Source organism: Streptomyces sp. NBC_00086 (assembly GCF_026343255.1).
Lineage (GTDB): Bacteria > Actinomycetota > Actinomycetes > Streptomycetales > Streptomycetaceae > Streptomyces.
Genome location: NZ_JAPELZ010000001.1, coordinates 5,105,437 through 5,122,990, shown reverse-complemented (window position 1 = coordinate 5,122,990; position 17,554 = coordinate 5,105,437). Strand labels below are relative to the sequence as shown.

The window sequence follows — 17,554 nt, the reverse complement described above, 5'->3', positions numbered from 1 at the left end:
GTCCTGATCTGGATACGCTGGGCGCGGCACCCACCAGGAGGACACCATGGCCGACCTCACCCCGGAGCAGCTGCGCCGCATGCACGACTTCGCGGAGCAACTCTCGGAGCTGGCCGAGCACCAGGAAGACCAGTGGAAGGTGCAGACCACCGACGGTCAGATCTCCCTCACGATGATGAGCCCCACGGCTCCCCACGGGCTGAACGTGGTGCGGCTACGCCGTCAGATCGAGGCACAGACGCCCGAGGTCATGGCTCTCAGCGACACGAACATGGGCGATCCGGTGACAGGCCTGACCAAAGTGCCCGACCTCATGGTCATCGCCGAGGAAGACACCGATGACACGGCGAGGGTGGTCAACTCGCGCGATGTCCTGATGGTGGTGGAGGTCGTCTCACGTACGAATTCCCTCACCGACATCCGCGACAAGCTCCACGACTACCCGAAGATGGGCGTCCCGCTCTACGTCGTGGTGGACCCCCGCAAGGACAAGAAGGCCGCCACAGTGCACAGTGATCCCTCGGGGGGTCCCGACGGCATCCGCTACCGCAAGACGGTCCCGTACGCCTTCGGGGACACCGTCGTCGCCGGCCGCTGGACACTCGACACGAGCAGCCTCAAGAGCTACCCCGCCGACTGGTAGGCCCCATCACCCAAATGGACCCGGCCCCGAAAAGGGTCCGTAAACGCAGAAAAGCCCCGTACCGGTTACCCGGTACGGGGCTTTCTACAATGATTGTTCGGCGGCGTCCTACTCTCCCACAGGGTCCCCCCTGCAGTACCATCGGCGCTGAAAGGCTTAGCTTCCGGGTTCGGAATGTAAACCGGGCGTTTCCCTAACGCTATGACCACCGAAACACTATGAAGTTAACCAAACCGGATATGACACAGTTCGTTACTTCAGAACTAACACAGTGGACGCGAGCAACTGAGGACAAGCCCTCGGCCTATTAGTACCAGTCAGCTCCACCCGTTACCGGGCTTCCACATCTGGCCTATCAACCCAGTCGTCTACTGGGAGCCTTACCCTCTCAAGGAGGTGGGAATACTCATCTTGAAGCAGGCTTCCCGCTTAGATGCTTTCAGCGGTTATCCCTCCCGAACGTAGCCAACCAGCCATGCCCTTGGCAGGACAACTGGCACACCAGAGGTTCGTCCGTCCCGGTCCTCTCGTACTAGGGACAGCCCTTCTCAATATTCCTACGCGCACAGCGGATAGGGACCGAACTGTCTCACGACGTTCTAAACCCAGCTCGCGTACCGCTTTAATGGGCGAACAGCCCAACCCTTGGGACCGACTCCAGCCCCAGGATGCGACGAGCCGACATCGAGGTGCCAAACCATCCCGTCGATATGGACTCTTGGGGAAGATCAGCCTGTTATCCCCGGGGTACCTTTTATCCGTTGAGCGACGGCGCTTCCACAAGCCACCGCCGGATCACTAGTCCCGACTTTCGTCCCTGCTCGACCCGTCGGTCTCACAGTCAAGCTCCCTTGTGCACTTACACTCAACACCTGATTGCCAACCAGGCTGAGGGAACCTTTGGGCGCCTCCGTTACTTTTTGGGAGGCAACCGCCCCAGTTAAACTACCCATCAGACACTGTCCCTGATCCGGATCACGGACCGAGGTTAGACATCCAGCACGACCAGAGTGGTATTTCAACGACGACTCCACAACCACTGGCGTGGCCGCTTCAAAGTCTCCCACCTATCCTACACAAGCCGAACCGAACACCAATATCAAACTATAGTAAAGGTCCCGGGGTCTTTCCGTCCTGCTGCGCGAAACGAGCATCTTTACTCGTAGTGCAATTTCACCGGGCCTATGGTTGAGACAGTCGAGAAGTCGTTACGCCATTCGTGCAGGTCGGAACTTACCCGACAAGGAATTTCGCTACCTTAGGATGGTTATAGTTACCACCGCCGTTTACTGGCGCTTAAGTTCTCAGCTTCGCCACACCGAAATGTGACTAACCGGTCCCCTTAACGTTCCAGCACCGGGCAGGCGTCAGTCCGTATACATCGCCTTACGGCTTCGCACGGACCTGTGTTTTTAGTAAACAGTCGCTTCTCGCTGGTCTCTGCGGCCACCCCCAGCTCACGGAGTAAATCCGATCACCAGTGATGGCCCCCTTCTCCCGAAGTTACGGGGGCATTTTGCCGAGTTCCTTAACCATAGTTCACCCGAACGCCTCGGTATTCTCTACCTGACCACCTGAGTCGGTTTAGGGTACGGGCCGCCATGAAACTCGCTAGAGGCTTTTCTCGACAGCATAGGATCATCCACTTCACCACAATCGGCTCGGCATCAGGTCTCAGCCTTATATGAGGGACGGATTTGCCTACCCCTCGGCCTACACCCTTACCCCGGGACTACCACCGCCCGGGCTGGACTACCTTCCTGCGTCACCCCATCGCTTACCTACTACAAGTCTGGGTCACCGGCTCCACCACTTTCCTTTCCCCGAAGGGTCCGGAACGGCTTCACGGGCTTAGCATCGCCTGATTCGATATTGGGCGTTTCAAAGCGGGTACCGGAATATCAACCGGTTGTCCATCGACTACGCCTGTCGGCCTCGCCTTAGGTCCCGACTTACCCTGGGCAGATCAGCTTGACCCAGGAACCCTTAGTCAATCGGCGCACACGTTTCTCACGTGTGTATCGCTACTCATGCCTGCATTCTCACTCGTGAACCGTCCACAACTAGCTTCCGCTGCTGCTTCACCCGGCACACGACGCTCCCCTACCCATCACAGCGGGCGTTGGCCCTATTGCTGCAATGACACGACTTCGGCGGTACGCTTGAGCCCCGCTACATTGTCGGCGCGGAATCACTTGACCAGTGAGCTATTACGCACTCTTTCAAGGGTGGCTGCTTCTAAGCCAACCTCCTGGTTGTCTCTGCGACTCCACATCCTTTCCCACTTAGCGTACGCTTAGGGGCCTTAGTCGATGCTCTGGGCTGTTTCCCTCTCGACCATGGAGCTTATCCCCCACAGTCTCACTGCCACGCTCTCACTTACCGGCATTCGGAGTTTGGCTAAGGTCAGTAACCCGGTAGGGCCCATCGCCTATCCAGTGCTCTACCTCCGGCAAGAAACACGTGACGCTGCACCTAAATGCATTTCGGGGAGAACCAGCTATCACGGAGTTTGATTGGCCTTTCACCCCTAACCACAGGTCATCCCCCAGGTTTTCAACCCTGGTGGGTTCGGTCCTCCACGAAGTCTTACCTCCGCTTCAACCTGCCCATGGCTAGATCACTCCGCTTCGGGTCTAGAGCGTGCAACTCAATCGCCCTATTCGGACTCGCTTTCGCTACGGCTTCCCCACACGGGTTAACCTCGCTACACACCGCTAACTCGCAGGCTCATTCTTCAAAAGGCACGCAGTCACGACCGTTATTCCGAAGAATAACGGCGACGCTCCCACGGCTTGTAGGCACACGGTTTCAGGTACTATTTCACTCCGCTCCCGCGGTACTTTTCACCATTCCCTCACGGTACTATCCGCTATCGGTCACCAGGGAATATTTAGGCTTAGCGGGTGGTCCCGCCAGATTCACACGGGATTTCTCGGGCCCCGTGCTACTTGGGAGATTCTTAAGCAAGCCGCTGATGTTTCGTCTACGGGGGTCTTACCCTCTACGCCGGACCTTTCGCATGTCCTTCGACTACATCAACGGTTTCTGACTCGCCGACCGGCCGGCAGACCGATCAAAAGAATTCCCACAACCCCGCATGCGCAACCCCTGCCGGGTATCACACGCATACGGTTTGGCCTCATCCGGTTTCGCTCGCCACTACTCCCGGAATCACGGTTGTTTTCTCTTCCTGCGGGTACTGAGATGTTTCACTTCCCCGCGTTCCCTCCACACTGCCTATGTGTTCAGCAGTGGGTGACAGCCCATGACGACTGCCGGGTTTCCCCATTCGGACACCCCCGGATCAAAGCTCAGTTGGCAGCTCCCCGGGGCCTATCGCGGCCTCTCACGTCCTTCATCGGTTCCTGGTGCCAAGGCATCCACCGTGCGCCCTTAAAAACTTGGCCTACAGATGCTCGCGTCCACTGTGTAGTTCTCAAGCAACGACCAGTCACCCATCACCCTCACCCTAAGGCGAAGTTCACTGGGGCCGGCATCGCGAAGATAAGACCTTTCGGCCGTACCCTCAGATACCCAACAACGTGCCAAGCACGATCCCCCGTCAGTGAGTCACTTTCCACGCCGAAGCAGTACTTGTGATCCATCCAGGAAACCGTGCCAACTAATCAACGTTCCACCCTGAGCTGACCGTGCAGAACGTTTGTCTGCAATCGGTACTGTGCTCCTTAGAAAGGAGGTGATCCAGCCGCACCTTCCGGTACGGCTACCTTGTTACGACTTCGTCCCAATCGCCAGTCCCACCTTCGACAGCTCCCTCCCTTACGGGTTGGGCCACCGGCTTCGGGTGTTACCGACTTTCGTGACGTGACGGGCGGTGTGTACAAGGCCCGGGAACGTATTCACCGCAGCAATGCTGATCTGCGATTACTAGCAACTCCGACTTCATGGGGTCGAGTTGCAGACCCCAATCCGAACTGAGACCGGCTTTTTGAGATTCGCTCCACCTCACGGTATCGCAGCTCATTGTACCGGCCATTGTAGCACGTGTGCAGCCCAAGACATAAGGGGCATGATGACTTGACGTCGTCCCCACCTTCCTCCGAGTTGACCCCGGCGGTCTCCTGTGAGTCCCCATCACCCCGAAGGGCATGCTGGCAACACAGGACAAGGGTTGCGCTCGTTGCGGGACTTAACCCAACATCTCACGACACGAGCTGACGACAGCCATGCACCACCTGTATACCGACCACAAGGGGGGCACTATCTCTAATGCTTTCCGGTATATGTCAAGCCTTGGTAAGGTTCTTCGCGTTGCGTCGAATTAAGCCACATGCTCCGCTGCTTGTGCGGGCCCCCGTCAATTCCTTTGAGTTTTAGCCTTGCGGCCGTACTCCCCAGGCGGGGAACTTAATGCGTTAGCTGCGGCACCGACGACGTGGAATGTCGCCAACACCTAGTTCCCAACGTTTACGGCGTGGACTACCAGGGTATCTAATCCTGTTCGCTCCCCACGCTTTCGCTCCTCAGCGTCAGTAATGGCCCAGAGATCCGCCTTCGCCACCGGTGTTCCTCCTGATATCTGCGCATTTCACCGCTACACCAGGAATTCCGATCTCCCCTACCACACTCTAGCTAGCCCGTATCGAATGCAGACCCGAGGTTAAGCCTCGGGCTTTCACATCCGACGTGACAAGCCGCCTACGAGCTCTTTACGCCCAATAATTCCGGACAACGCTTGCGCCCTACGTATTACCGCGGCTGCTGGCACGTAGTTAGCCGGCGCTTCTTCTGCAGGTACCGTCACTTTCGCTTCTTCCCTGCTGAAAGAGGTTTACAACCCGAAGGCCGTCATCCCTCACGCGGCGTCGCTGCATCAGGCTTTCGCCCATTGTGCAATATTCCCCACTGCTGCCTCCCGTAGGAGTCTGGGCCGTGTCTCAGTCCCAGTGTGGCCGGTCGCCCTCTCAGGCCGGCTACCCGTCGTCGCCTTGGTGGGCCATTACCCCACCAACAAGCTGATAGGCCGCGGGCTCATCCTTCACCGCCGGAGCTTTTAACCCCCGCCCATGCGGGCAGGAGTGTTATCCGGTATTAGACCCCGTTTCCAGGGCTTGTCCCAGAGTGAAGGGCAGATTGCCCACGTGTTACTCACCCGTTCGCCACTAATCCACCCCGAAGGGCTTCATCGTTCGACTTGCATGTGTTAAGCACGCCGCCAGCGTTCGTCCTGAGCCAGGATCAAACTCTCCATGAATGTTTACCGGTAATCCGGTGCACACGCACTTAGAGCGGGACAGTCATGTCGGAATAAGACCGACCGTCCACTGCGTCCTCGCTGTGTAATTGCCTGCAAGCGTCAGGGCCGAAGCCGCGACCTCACAGGTCTTTTTCAAAGGAACCTCATCCACCGAAATGGACGGGGTATCAACTTTTTGGCGTTGATTTTTGGCACGCTGTTGAGTTCTCAAGGAACGGACGCTTCCTTTGTACTCACCCTCTCGGGCTTTCCTCCGGGCTTTCGTTCTGTTCTTGCGTTTCCGACTCTATCAGACTCTTTCGCGTCCGATTCCCAGTCAGCGGGATTCGCTTTCCAGTTCTTCGCTTTCGCGTTTCCCTTTCCGGCGAGACCGACTCTATCAGAAGATTTCCACCGGATTTCCCGGCTTCGGCTTCCTGAATGAAGAGTTGGGTGTGCCCACTTGGAATTCAATTCCTGGGGGGCGAGAAAGACTTTAAACCATCGCTGCCGAACTTGTCCAGTTCGAGGCAACCGTTCGAATCTACCTCCCCGCAGCCGCCGTGTCAACGGTGTTTGCGGGACGACGAGGAGACTAGCAGCTCAGCAGGGTCGTACGCACATCAGGCGGCGGTGGGGAGCGTCGCCGTCTGGTCGGCCTGTTCCACGTCGCCCGTGTCGCCGGCTCGGGCCGCTCGGCCGCCCAGGACGTAGACGTAGAGCAGGAAGGCCGCCTCGGCGGCCACGCCGATGCTGATGCGGGCCCATGTGGGCAGGCCGGAGGGGGTGACGAAGCCTTCGATCAGGCCGGAGAGGAAGAGGACCGCCGCCAGGCCGATGGCCATGCCGAGGGCGGCGCGGCCCTGTTCGGCCAGGGCGACGCGGCGGGTGCGGTGGCCCGGGTCGATGACCGTCCAGCCCAGGCGCAGGCCCGTGCCCGCGGCCACGAAGACGGCGGTCAGTTCGAGAAGGCCGTGCGGGAGGATCAGGCCGAGGAAGACGTCGAGGCGGTCGGCCGAGGACATCAGGCCGATGCCGACGCCGAGGTTCAGCATGTTCTGCCACAGGATGTACAGGACCGGCAGGCCCAGGAAGCCGCCCAGGACCAGGCAGATCGCGGCCGCCTGGGCGTTGTTCGTCCAGACCTGGGCCGCGAAGGAGGCCGCGGGGTGGCTGGAGTAGTACGTCTCGTACCCGCCGCCCGGCTTCGTCATCGCCTTCAGGTCCTCCGGAGCTCCGATGGCGCTCTGGATCTCCGGGTGGGTGGCTATCCACCAGCCGACGAGCACGCCGACGGCGGTGGAGATCAGTGCCGTGGGTATCCACCAGCGGCGGCTGAGGTAGACGGCGGCCGGGAAGCCCGAGGTGAAGAAGCGGGCCGCGTCGCGCCAGCTGGACCGCCGGGTGCCCGTCACCGTGGCGCGGGCGCGGGCCACGAGCTGGGTCAGGCGGCCCGTGAGCATCGGGTCGGGGGTGCTGGACTGGACCAGGGAGAGGTGGGTGGCCGTGCGCTGGTAGAGCGCGACGAGCTCGTCGGCCTCGGCTCCCGTGAGGCGCCGGCCCCGGCCCAGGAGCTGTTCCAGGCGGGCCCACTCTGCTTGGTGGGCCGCAACGAAGACGTCGAGATCCATGCGGTTGGCGCTCCCCTGCCCCTGGTCCCTACCGGTTACTCCTACTGCTTGCTTCGTCAGCTTGGCAGACTGGAGGCCGATGGGGCGGGGCAGGTCACGTGAAGGGTGTGCATCGGTGAGCGATCTGGTGACGGGGGACGCGGTCGTCCTGGGGCTACGGCCGGCGAGGCTGCCGAGCCGGGCGCTGGCGATCCTGCTCGACCTGGTCGTGTACGTCGCCGGGTACTTGCTGCTCGCCATCGGACTGGTCCTGTCCACCGCTTCGATGGACGGGGCGGCCCGGGCGGCCGTGTCGGTGGCCTCGTTCGTCCTCATCCTGGTCGGCGTGCCGATCGCCGTGGAGACGCTGAGCCACGGGCGGTCACTGGGCAAGCTCGCGTGCGGGCTACGGGTGGTGCGCGACGACGGCGGGCCGATCCGCTTCCGGCACGCGCTGGTGCGCGGGGCCTTCGGGGTCTTCGAACTGCTGCTGACCTTCGGATCCGTGGCGTGCATCGCCTCGCTGTTCTCCGAGCGGGGGCGGCGGCTCGGGGACGTGTTCGCGGGGACGCTGGTCATCCGGGAGCGGGTGCCGGGGGCACGGGTGATGCCGGTGCCCGCGCCGCCTCCGTGGCTGGCCGGGCGGTTCGGCGGGCTGGACCTGTCCGCGGTGCCGGACGGGCTGTGGCTGGCGATCCGGCAGTACCTGACGCGCATGGACCGGCTGGATCCGCAGGTGAGCGCCACCATGGCGGCCCGGCTCGCGGACGATCTGGTGGCACGTACGGGGGCTCCGCCGCCGGTCGGGGTGCCCGCCGCCGCGTTCCTGATGGCCGTGGTGCACGAACGGCAGTCGCGCGACGCCGCGCGGGCCTTCCGGCAGCAGCCCGCTCCCGGGGCGGCTCCGGTTCCGTACGGGCAGAGCGCGCCCGTGGTGATGCCGGCCGTGGCGGCGCCGGCGGTGGTGCCCGTCGCGGCTCCCGTGGTGGCGGCGCCCGCGCCCGTACCCGTCGAACCGCCGAAGGCGACCGGGTTCGCGCCGCCCGCCTAGTCGGACGATGCGTCGGTGAAGGCCGACGGCGGGGTTTCCAGGTGTTCGAGCTCGATGCCGGGGGCCGAGAGGACCACGTCCCCGGCGATGTGGACCGTGTGGACCTCGCCGGTGTCCAGGGCCGTGACCCGGTACTCGTCGACCAGGAGCGGGCCGCTGTCCGTGGGGTGCTCGGCGCGGTTCAGGAGGGCCCAGGCCTGGTCGGTCGTACGGGCCGCCAGGACGGGGTCGGTCAGGGCGACGAGGCGGACGCGGGTGGCGGGGGCGCCGGGGGCCAGGCGCAGCAGCCGGGCCGTGGCGACGAGGAAGGCCGGGGAGGTGCCGGTGAATCCGGCGGCGCCGGGGACGTTGCCCTCGGTGGCTTCGGCTCCGGCCGGGTCGGTGCGGACCCAGGTGATCCCGTCGATGGCGGCGCCGCGGACCTGCCAGCTGGAGGCGTTGACCTCCAGGCGGATGGGGCGGCCCAGTTCGTCGACGGCCAGGTCGACGGAGCCGCGGTGCGCACCGTCGGGTGCGGTGAGCTGGGAGACGTAGCGCCAGCCGGAGGGGCCCGGGGCGCAGTGGAAGTGCTCCTCGCCGAGGGGGGTGTGGTCGTGCGGGTCGTGGAGCGCGTAGCGGCCTCGGGGCATGGGGCGTCTTCCTGGACTTCGGGCGGAGAGGGGTGCGGGCGGGTACGGGGCAGGCCCCCGGCACGGATGCCGGGGGCCTGACGCGCGGATGCCGCGCTGGTGCTGCTGGGTGCCGCTGATCCGTGGGGATCAGTAGCGGTAGTGGTCCGGCTTGTACGGGCCCGCGACGTCCACGCCGATGTAGGAGGCCTGCTCCGGGCGCAGGGTGGTGAGGCGGACGCCGAGGGCGTCGAGGTGCAGGCGGGCCACCTTCTCGTCGAGGTGCTTGGGGAGCACGTAGACGTCGGTGGGGTACTCGGCCGGCTTGGTGAAGAGCTCGATCTGGGCCAGGGTCTGGTCCGCGAAGGAGTTCGACATCACGAAGGACGGGTGACCGGTGGCGTTGCCCAGGTTCAGCAGGCGGCCCTCGGACAGGACGATGAGGACCTTGCCGTCGGGGAACTTCCAGGTGTGGACCTGGGGCTTGACCTCGTCCTTGACGATGCCCTCGATCTTCGCGAGGCCGGCCATGTCGATCTCGTTGTCGAAGTGGCCGATGTTGCCGACGATGGCCTGGTGCTTCATCTTGGCCATGTCGGCGGCCATGATGATGTCCTTGTTGCCCGTGGTGGTGATGAAGATGTCGGCCGTCGCGACGACGTCGTCCAGGGTCGCGACCTGGTAGCCGTCCATCGCCGCCTGCAGGGCGCAGATCGGGTCGATCTCGGTGACGATGACGCGCGCGCCCTGGCCGCGCAGCGACTCGGCGCAGCCCTTGCCGACGTCGCCGTAGCCGAAGACCACGGCGGTCTTGCCGCCGATGAGGACGTCGGTGGCGCGGTTGATGCCGTCGATGAGGGAGTGGCGGCAGCCGTACTTGTTGTCGAACTTCGACTTGGTGACGGCGTCGTTCACGTTGATCGCCGGGAAGAGCAGGGTGCCTTCGGCCATCATCTCGTAAAGACGGTGGACGCCGGTGGTGGTCTCCTCGGTGACGCCGCGGATCTCGGACGCGAGCTGCGTCCACTTCTGCGGGGCCTCGCCCAGGGTGCGGTTGAGGAGGGTCAGGATGTTGGCGTACTCCTCGGAGTCCGCGGTGGACGGGTCCGGGGCCGCGCCGGCCTTCTCGAACTCGACGCCCTTGTGGACGAGGAGGGTGGCGTCGCCACCGTCGTCGAGGATCATGTTGGGGCCGCCGGTGGGGGTGTTCGGCCAGGTCAGCGCCTGCTCCGTGCACCACCAGTACTCTTCCAGCGTCTCGCCCTTCCAGGCGAAGACGGGGACGCCCTGCGGGTTCTCCGCGGTGCCGTTCGGGCCCACCGCGATGGCGGCGGCCGCGTGGTCCTGGGTGGAGAAGATGTTGCAGGAGGCCCAGCGGACCTCGGCGCCGAGGGCGACCAGGGTCTCGATGAGGACGGCGGTCTGCACGGTCATGTGCAGGGAGCCGGTGACGCGAGCGCCGGCGAGCGGCTGGGTGGCCGCGTACTCCCGGCGGATCGACATCAGGCCGGGCATCTCGTGCTCGGCGAGGGTGATCTCCTTGCGTCCGAAGACGGCGAGGGAGAGGTCCGCGACCTTGAAGTCGGTGAATGCGGCAGTCATGTGGTGCTGCTCCTCGTGAGGTAGAGAGGTGGGTACGGCTGAGCCGCGCACCGTCCGGGGGACGACGCACGTGGGGCTCAGTCCGTCGGGGGTCCTCTCTCCCCTCGGCCGGTCGCGAAGACCGCCCGACCGCCATCAGCAGCGACGCCTGACACTGATGACGAATCTACACCGATCGGCGGAGCGGGGCCCAGATGATCTGAAGGCAAGTCACTACTGGAGTTCAGGGCCTACGGCGAAGAATCCAGGGCCTTTCGGACTTTTGATGCACCCCTTACATGCGCGACGATGCCGTTGGGTCGCGTTGTACGCACGATCCCGGCAGGACAACGCATGTGTCGTGAGGAGATACCAGTGACCAGTCCGGCAGGCCCTCCCGAAGGCGTGGACGCGAGCGGGCGGAAGCCCGTGAAGATCGTCGCCGTTACCGCGTGCCCCACCGGTATCGCGCACACGTACATGGCTGCGGAGAAGCTGCAGCAGGCCGGCGATCGTCTCGGCATCTCGATCAAGGTGGAGACCCAAGGTTCCATCGGGGCCGAGAACGTGCTCTCTGACAACGATGTCAGGGAAGCGGACGCCGTCATCATCGCCGCCGACAAGGAGGTCGACCTCGACCGGTTCGCCGGCAAGCGGGTGCTGTCCACCGGCGTCGCCGACGGCATCCACAAGCCGGAGGAGCTGATCCGGAGCGCGCAGAGCGCGCCGGTGCAGGCCGGGACCTCGGCGGTCGCGGGCGGCGGCGGGGGCGGCGGCAAGCAGCGCAGCCAGGCGTACAAGGCGCTGATGAACGGCGTCTCCCACATGATCCCGTTCGTGGTCGTGGGCGGTCTGCTGCTGGCCGTCTCCCTGTCCCTCGGCGGGCACGCGGACGCCAAGGGCGGGCTGGTCATTCCCGACGGGACCTTCTGGTTCTACGTGAACAAGCTCGGCGTGACCGGCTTCTCGCTGATGCTGCCGATCTTCTCCGGCTACATCGCCTACGCGCTGGGCGACCGGCCGGCCCTCGTACCCGGCATGATCGGCGGTTTCCTCGCCGCGGACGCCGTGCACATCTACGGGGCCGACGCGAACGCCGGCTTCCTGGGTGCCATCGCGACGGGCTTCCTCGCGGGCTATCTGGTCGTGTGGATCAAGAAGGTCAAGGTCCCCAAGGTCATCCAGCCGATCATGCCGATCATCGTGATCCCGATCGTGTCGACGGTGGCCCTGGGTCTCTTCTACATCTATGTGATCGGCAAGCCGATCTCCTGGGTCTTCACGAACCTGACCAGCTGGCTGAACGGGATGACCGGCTCCAGCGCGATCGTGCTGGGCACCCTGATCGGTCTGATGATCGCCTTCGACATGGGCGGTCCGGTCAACAAGACCGCCTTCCTCGTCGCCGTCGGCCTCATCGGCACCAACAACCACGTCATGGGCATGGCCGCCGCGGCCATCCCCGTCATGCCGCTCGGCCAGGGTCTGGCCACGCTCCTGCGCCGCAAGCTCTACAGCGACGAGGAGAAGGAAACCGGCCTCGCCGCCCTGTTCATGGGCTTCTTCGGCATCTCCGAAGGCGCGATCCCCTTCGCCGCGGCCCGGCCCGCGCAGGTCATCCCCGCGAACATGCTCGGTGGCGCGGTGGCCGGTGCGATCGCCGGTGTGGCCGGGGTCCAGGACTCGGTGCCGCACGGCGGTCCGATCGTCTCGCTGTTCGGCGCGATCAGCGGTGTCGCGATGTTCTTCGTGGCCATCGCGGCCGGTGCGGTCGTGACAGCGCTGACGACCAACGCGCTGATCGAGTTCAAGCTGCGCCGCGAGGGCGTCACCGCCGGTCCCGCGGTCCTCTCGCCGGAGCCGGCCCTGGTCGGTGCGGGCGCCCCCGTGGGCGGCGGCGGTAGGGCCGTCGGCGCGGGTGCGGGAGCAGCCGGGACGGCCGTACGGGCACAGCAGCCCGCGGCCGCGGCTCCGGTGGCCGCGGGCGGGCCGCCCGAGGTGCTGTCCGGGTACGTCACCGAGCAGACCGTCAAGACGGAGCTGGCCTCGGGCTCCAAGGAGGCGGCGATCCGCGAGATGGCGGAGATGCTGGCCACGACCGGCAACGTCACCGACGTGGACGAGCTCGTACGGGTCGCCCTGGCCCGGGAGGCGCAGGGTACGACCGGCCTCGGCGAATCCATCGCCATCCCGCACGCCAAGACGGACGCGGTGACCCGCCCGACGGTGGGCTTCGCCCGGTCCGACGAGGGCATCGAGTGGGGCGCGCTGGACGGGACGAAGGCCCGGCTGGTCTTCATGATCTCCGTACCGGAGGCCGCGGCCGGGGACGAGCACCTGCGGATCCTGGCCCTGCTGTCGCGCAAGCTGATGGACACCGGCTTCCGCGAGCGCCTGCAGGCCGCGCCCGGCAAGGCCGAGATCCTGGACGTGCTGCGCGAGATCCAGTAGCCGCGCGGACTCCCCGGAACGCCCCTCGGGCCCCGTACCCCACCTCGGTGGTACGGGGCCCGAGGGCGCTGCGTACGCTTCGCCAGCCGACAGGGGCTTTTGGCGAAGGGAACGGACATGGGGCGGGATCAGCGCAGGCCGGGACGGCGAAGAGGGATCTGGGCGGTGGTGCTCATGGTGCTCGGCGCGGCGCTGTTCGTGGGGGCGGGGAGCTGGACCAGGTTCGTCCTCGCGGACGAGTACCAAATGACGTTCCTCCCGTCGGAGTCGATGAGGCCCGCCTACTCCCTCGGAGACCAGGTCTGGTTCGACCGGGTCGCTCCGGGGGAGGTCCGGCACGGGGACGCCGTGGTCTTCGCTGCCCCTGCCTCGTGGGTGAACGGGGCAGGGATCCAGGAGGGCCAGCAGGTCTTCAAGCGGGTGGTGGCCCTGGGTGGGGACCGCATCTCATGGGCACCGGGTGAGGCGAGTCTGACGCTGAACGGGAAGCCGCTCGTCGAGCCGTACCTCATGGAAGCGGCCGTGCCGGCGACGATGGCCTTCGATGTCACGGTGCCCGAGGGGCGGATGTTCCTGATGGGCGACCACCGCTCGAACTCCTTCGACTCCCATCTGCGGGTCCGCGACGAGGGCCAGGGAACCGTGCCGGTGTCGGCCGTATGGGGGGTCGCGCTGGCCGAGGTGCCGGACGCGGCGGCCGCCGCCGGGCTCGTGGGCATGTTCGGCGTGCCGGTCTTCCTCGTCGGCGGCGGGCTCGGCATCGGCTCACTGGTGGCGCGGCGACGGGCGGCGAAGGCGGCGCGGAACGCGGCGGGCGCCGGGCCCGGACAGCTGACGTGGGCGTACGAGGCCGCATCCTCCGACTGAGTCCCGCGGACGTGAGGAGGCCCCCCTGCGCGCGCAGGGGGGCCTCCTCACGTCATGCGCCGGGTCAGACGCCCGGGTTGGTGCCCTTCGCCGCGGCCTCGGCGTTGAAGATGTCCGGCTCCAGGTAGATCACTCGGGCGATCGGGACCGCCGCGCGGATGCGGGCCTCGGCGGCGTTGATGGCGTTGGCCACCTCCGTCGCGGTGTCGTCGCTCTGGACGGAGATCTTCGCCGCGACCAGGAGCTCCTCAGGGCCTAGGTGCAGGGTGCGCATGTGGATGATGCCGGTGACCACGTCGCCGTCGACGACGGCCGCCTTGATCTTCTCCACGTCCTCGGTGCCGGCGGCCTCGCCGAGCAGCAGGGACTTGGTCTCGGCGGCGAGGACGATGGCGATGATGATGAGCAGGACACCGATGCACAGGGTGCCGATGCCGTCCCAGACGCCGTTGCCGGTCAGCAGGGCGATGCCCACGCCCGCGAGGGCGAGGACGAGGCCGATGAGGGCGCCGAGGTCTTCGAGGAGGACCACGGGGAGCTCGGGGGCCTTGGCGCGCTTGATGAACTGGCCCCAGGTGAGGCTGCCGCGGATCTCGTTCGACTCCTTGATCGCGGTGCGGAAGGAGAAGGACTCCGCGATGATCGCGAAGACGAGGACGCCGACCGGCCAGTACCAGTGCGAGATCGCGTGCGGCTCGTGGATCTTCTCGTAGCCCTCGTAGATGGCGAACATGCCACCGACGGTGAACAGCACGATGGAGACCAGGAAGGCGTAGATGTAGCGCTCGCGCCCGTACCCGAAGGGGTGCTGCGGAGTCGCCTCGCGCTGGGCCTTCTTCCCTCCCAGGAGGAGCAGGCCCTGGTTGCCGGAGTCCGCCAGCGAGTGGACGCTTTCCGCAAGCATCGACGACGAGCCGCTGAAGACGAAGGCCACGAACTTGGCTACCGCGATGGCCAGATTGGCGGCGAGTGCCGCCACGATCGCCTTGGTACCGCCCGACGCGCTCATGGTTGCGATGTGTCCCTTCCTCGGTGCGGCGCCCCGGGCCGGGACGCCGCGCTACGGCCGCAGATTCTCACAGCCACCGAGAGGGACGGTACGTCAGACCACCACAGTGGCACGGAAGACGGTGCCGGTTCCGGACAGTTCGACCTTTTCGCCTGCCGGTACGAAGACCGATTCGCCCGGCGCCAGCGTCAGTTCGCCGGACTTCGGGGAGTTCGCCTTCGGGGAGCCCGCCGTGCACAGCAGGATCTGCGCGGTGCCGTCGGGCAGCACCCGGGGGGCGCCGCCGGCGGCCAGGACAAAGCGGGAGAGCCGGAATTCGTCGATGGGGGTCTCGTAGACCTCTTCGCCGTTGCCCTCCGGGCGCAGGATGCCGGGGTCGCCGGGCTCGAAGAGGGTGACCTTCAGCAGCTCCGGCACGTCGACGTGCTTGGGGGTGAGCCCGCAGCGCAGGACGTTGTCGGAGTTGGCCATGAGCTCGACGCCGAGGCCGTCGAGGTAGGCGTGCGGGATGCCGGCGCCGAGGAACATGGCTTCGCCGGGCTGGAGTTGCACGTGGTTGAGGAGCATCGCGGCGATGACGCCGGGGTCGCCCGGGTAGTGGTGGACGAGTCCGGCGTACGGGGCGTACGGGCCCCCGAGCCGCTCGGCGGCGGCCGCGGCCTCGGAGACCGTACGGGCCATCTCGGCGCGGTCGGCGGTCAGGACGGCGGTGAGCACCTCGCGCAGGGCCGCCTCCTCGGGGTGTGCCCGCAGGAGATCGGCGTAGGGCTTCAGGGAGTTGACGCCGAGGCCCTCCAGCAGGGCGGCGGCCTCCAGCGGCGGACGGAATCCGGACAGGCCCTCGAAGGGGGTGAGGGCGCAGACCAGCTCGGGCTTGTGGTTGGCGTCCTTGTAGTTGCGGTGCGGTGCGTCGATCGGGACGCCGCGCCGCTCCTCGTCCTCGAACCCGGCCTTCGCCTGGGCGAGGTCGGGATGGACCTGGAGGGAGAGCGGGGCGCCGGCGGCGAGGAGCTTGAAGAGGAAGGGGAGCCTGGGGCCGAACTTGCGGACGGCGGCGACCCCCAGTTCGCCTTCGGGGTCGGCCGCGATGACGTCCGAGAGGGCGCTCTCGCCTGCTCCGCGGTCCAGGCGGGAGGGTGCGCCCGGGTGGGCGCCCATCCACAGCTCGGCCTGGGGCTCGCCGGTCGGTGCGATCCCGATGAGTTCGGGGATCGCGGTGGTCGATCCCCAGGCGTAGGGGCGGATCGTGTTCGTGAGGCGGTCCATCGGTCGTCTTCCTGGGTGAGAGGCGCGCGTTCGTACGCCTCAGCTGTGTCCCCCGGAGGCCAGCGCCAGGTAGGCGGTGGCGAAATCCGTGACGGCGAGGAGTTCGGCGAGCTGTTCCAGCTCTGTGCCCTCCTCCGGTTCGAGCTCGCTGATGGCCGTGTCGTGGCTGAGGGCGAGCTCTCGTGCGGCAGGGGCGGCTGTCAGTCCGCCTGCGGGCCTGTCGCGCAACAGGACGATGCGTGCGCGAAGGGCCTGCGGTTCTTCCACTCGGTCGCGGAAGAAGTCGTCGGGGTCGGCGCCGGCGGCGAAACCGCCGGAGAGCAGGACCCCGTGGGCCGGGAGGGCCTCGGGAAGATCGGCGGCGAGTGCGGGTCGGCCGGCGAGTTCGGCGAGGGTGGCGGCGAAGCGGCGCCCGGCGGGTCCCGCGGCGGCGCCCTCGCTCCAGATGAGCGGGAGGGAGTCGGCGAGCTCGGAGGCGAGGGTCTTGGCCGGGTTGGAGTAAGTGGCGATGGCGGGGCCGCAGCGCTCGGCCGTGCGGTCGAGCCGGTCGGCGACGAGCTGCAGGGTGTGCGGGGCGGCGGTGATCAGGCCGACCCGGTCGAGGAGCACCAGCAGCGGGGTCAGCAGGGCCCAGAGGGCGCCGGGGCCGGCCGCGGCCGACTCGTCGTACTCCTGGTACGGGGCCTTGGCCATCGGTACGAGCAGCCCGTGCGCGCCGTCGACCGCTTCGCTCAGCGGCGAGCGCTCGGGGGCGACGGCGACGACGGTGCAGCCGCGCCGGTAGGCCTGCTCGGCGAGGACGCCGAGGCCGGGCTCGGTTCCGTCGGTGGTGGCGATGAGCAGCAGGTCGACGGGGCCGGCCCAGCCGGGCAGGGTCCAGCGCAGGGCCCCGGCGGCGTGCGCGACGCCGGTCGGGTGCAGCCGGATGACGGGCGCGGAGGCCCCGGCGAGCGCGCCGAGCAGGTCGGCGACCCCGGTCGCGGCGGTGCCGGGCCCGGCGATGAGGACCGCCCGGGGGCGGCCGTCGGGACGCAGGTCGGCGAGACCGGCCTCGGCGGCGTGCCGGGCCGCGGTGCGTACCCGTGCGCCTGCGTCGGCGGCGCCGCGGAGCAGGCCGCGGCGGTCGGCGCGGGCGAGATCGTCAGGTGCGTCGAGGAGCGACTCGTCGAGCATGGCGGCCTCCGGCTAGTTCTGTGACGTGTCCAGCGGTGACGGAACCTGTGTGTGACGGAACCAGTCTCAGCGTTTGCGCGGGGTGGCGGTAGGAG

Annotated in this window: 10 protein-coding genes and 3 rRNA genes; 4 read left to right on the top strand and 9 right to left on the bottom strand. The window is 66.4% G+C overall.

The genetic code is table 11. The features are described 5' to 3' along the window. The first annotated feature begins 46 nt into the window (after positions 1 to 46). Positions 47 to 643: a Uma2 family endonuclease gene (locus OG276_RS23030; protein WP_266908291.1), complete on the top strand. Its 597-nt coding sequence runs from the start codon at positions 47 to 49 to the stop codon at positions 641 to 643. 95 nt (positions 644 to 738) lie between these two features. On the opposite strand, the gene rrf is transcribed toward OG276_RS23030, so the two are convergent. The 4 genes from rrf to OG276_RS23010 all read right to left on the bottom strand — a co-directional run bounded on the left by rrf (position 739) and on the right by OG276_RS23010 (position 7,474). Then, a 5S ribosomal RNA gene (rrf, locus tag OG276_RS23025) occupies positions 739 to 856 on the bottom strand. Between the two features lie 74 nt (positions 857 to 930). Then, positions 931 to 4,053 (bottom strand): 23S ribosomal RNA (locus OG276_RS23020). A gap of 283 nt (positions 4,054 to 4,336) precedes the next feature. Continuing rightward, a 16S ribosomal RNA gene (locus OG276_RS23015) occupies positions 4,337 to 5,861 on the bottom strand. The 16S, 23S and 5S rRNA genes sit together here, the layout of an rRNA operon. Positions 5,862 to 6,466: 605 nt before the next feature. Then, a complete protein-coding gene (locus tag OG276_RS23010) occupies positions 6,467 to 7,474 on the bottom strand; it encodes a stage II sporulation protein M (protein WP_266908289.1) in 1,008 nt (335 codons plus the stop codon). Between the two features lie 115 nt (positions 7,475 to 7,589). On the opposite strand from OG276_RS23010, the gene OG276_RS23005 reads away from it, so the two are divergent. Beyond that, positions 7,590 to 8,504: an RDD family protein gene (locus tag OG276_RS23005; RefSeq protein ID WP_266908287.1), complete on the top strand. Its 915-nt coding sequence runs from the start codon at positions 7,590 to 7,592 to the stop codon at positions 8,502 to 8,504. On the opposite strand, the gene OG276_RS23000 is transcribed toward OG276_RS23005, so the two are convergent. Then, complete coding sequence (locus OG276_RS23000; RefSeq protein WP_266908285.1) at positions 8,501 to 9,133, bottom strand: hypothetical protein; 633 nt, start codon at positions 9,131 to 9,133, stop codon at positions 8,501 to 8,503. The genes OG276_RS23005 and OG276_RS23000 overlap by 4 nt on opposite strands. 129 nt (positions 9,134 to 9,262) lie before the next feature. Next, positions 9,263 to 10,714 carry an adenosylhomocysteinase gene (ahcY, locus tag OG276_RS22995; RefSeq protein WP_266908283.1) on the bottom strand — a complete coding sequence of 484 codons (1,452 nt, stop codon included), beginning with the start codon at positions 10,712 to 10,714 and terminating at the stop codon, positions 9,263 to 9,265. 354 nt (positions 10,715 to 11,068) lie between these two features. Here ahcY and OG276_RS22990 point away from each other — a divergent pair, with 354 nt between their 5' ends. Together OG276_RS22990 and lepB are read left to right on the top strand one after the other, a co-directional pair. Then, on the top strand, positions 11,069 to 13,144 hold the full coding sequence (locus tag OG276_RS22990) for a fructose-specific PTS transporter subunit EIIC (protein WP_266908281.1): 2,076 nt from the start codon (positions 11,069 to 11,071) through the stop codon (positions 13,142 to 13,144). A gap of 174 nt (positions 13,145 to 13,318) precedes the next feature. Next, positions 13,319 to 14,011 (top strand): signal peptidase I, encoded by a 693-nt coding sequence (gene lepB, locus OG276_RS22985; protein WP_266913040.1) that lies wholly within the window; start codon positions 13,319 to 13,321, stop codon positions 14,009 to 14,011. Between the two features lie 64 nt (positions 14,012 to 14,075). Here lepB and OG276_RS22980 read toward each other — a convergent pair whose 3' ends face one another. The 3 genes from OG276_RS22980 to OG276_RS22970 form a co-directional block, all read right to left on the bottom strand. Next, complete coding sequence (locus tag OG276_RS22980; protein ID WP_266908279.1) at positions 14,076 to 15,020, bottom strand: cation diffusion facilitator family transporter; 945 nt, start codon at positions 15,018 to 15,020, stop codon at positions 14,076 to 14,078. Positions 15,021 to 15,113: 93 nt separating this feature from the next. Further along, positions 15,114 to 16,286: a mannose-6-phosphate isomerase, class I gene (gene manA, locus OG276_RS22975; protein WP_266908277.1), complete on the bottom strand. Its 1,173-nt coding sequence runs from the start codon at positions 16,284 to 16,286 to the stop codon at positions 15,114 to 15,116. A 39-nt stretch (positions 16,287 to 16,325) separates the two neighbouring features. Continuing rightward, the gene (locus OG276_RS22970; protein WP_266908275.1) at positions 16,326 to 17,459 is read right to left on the bottom strand and encodes an SIS domain-containing protein; all 1,134 of its coding nucleotides are present in this window, start codon (positions 17,457 to 17,459) and stop codon (positions 16,326 to 16,328) included. Between the last annotated feature and the right edge of the window lie 95 nt (positions 17,460 to 17,554).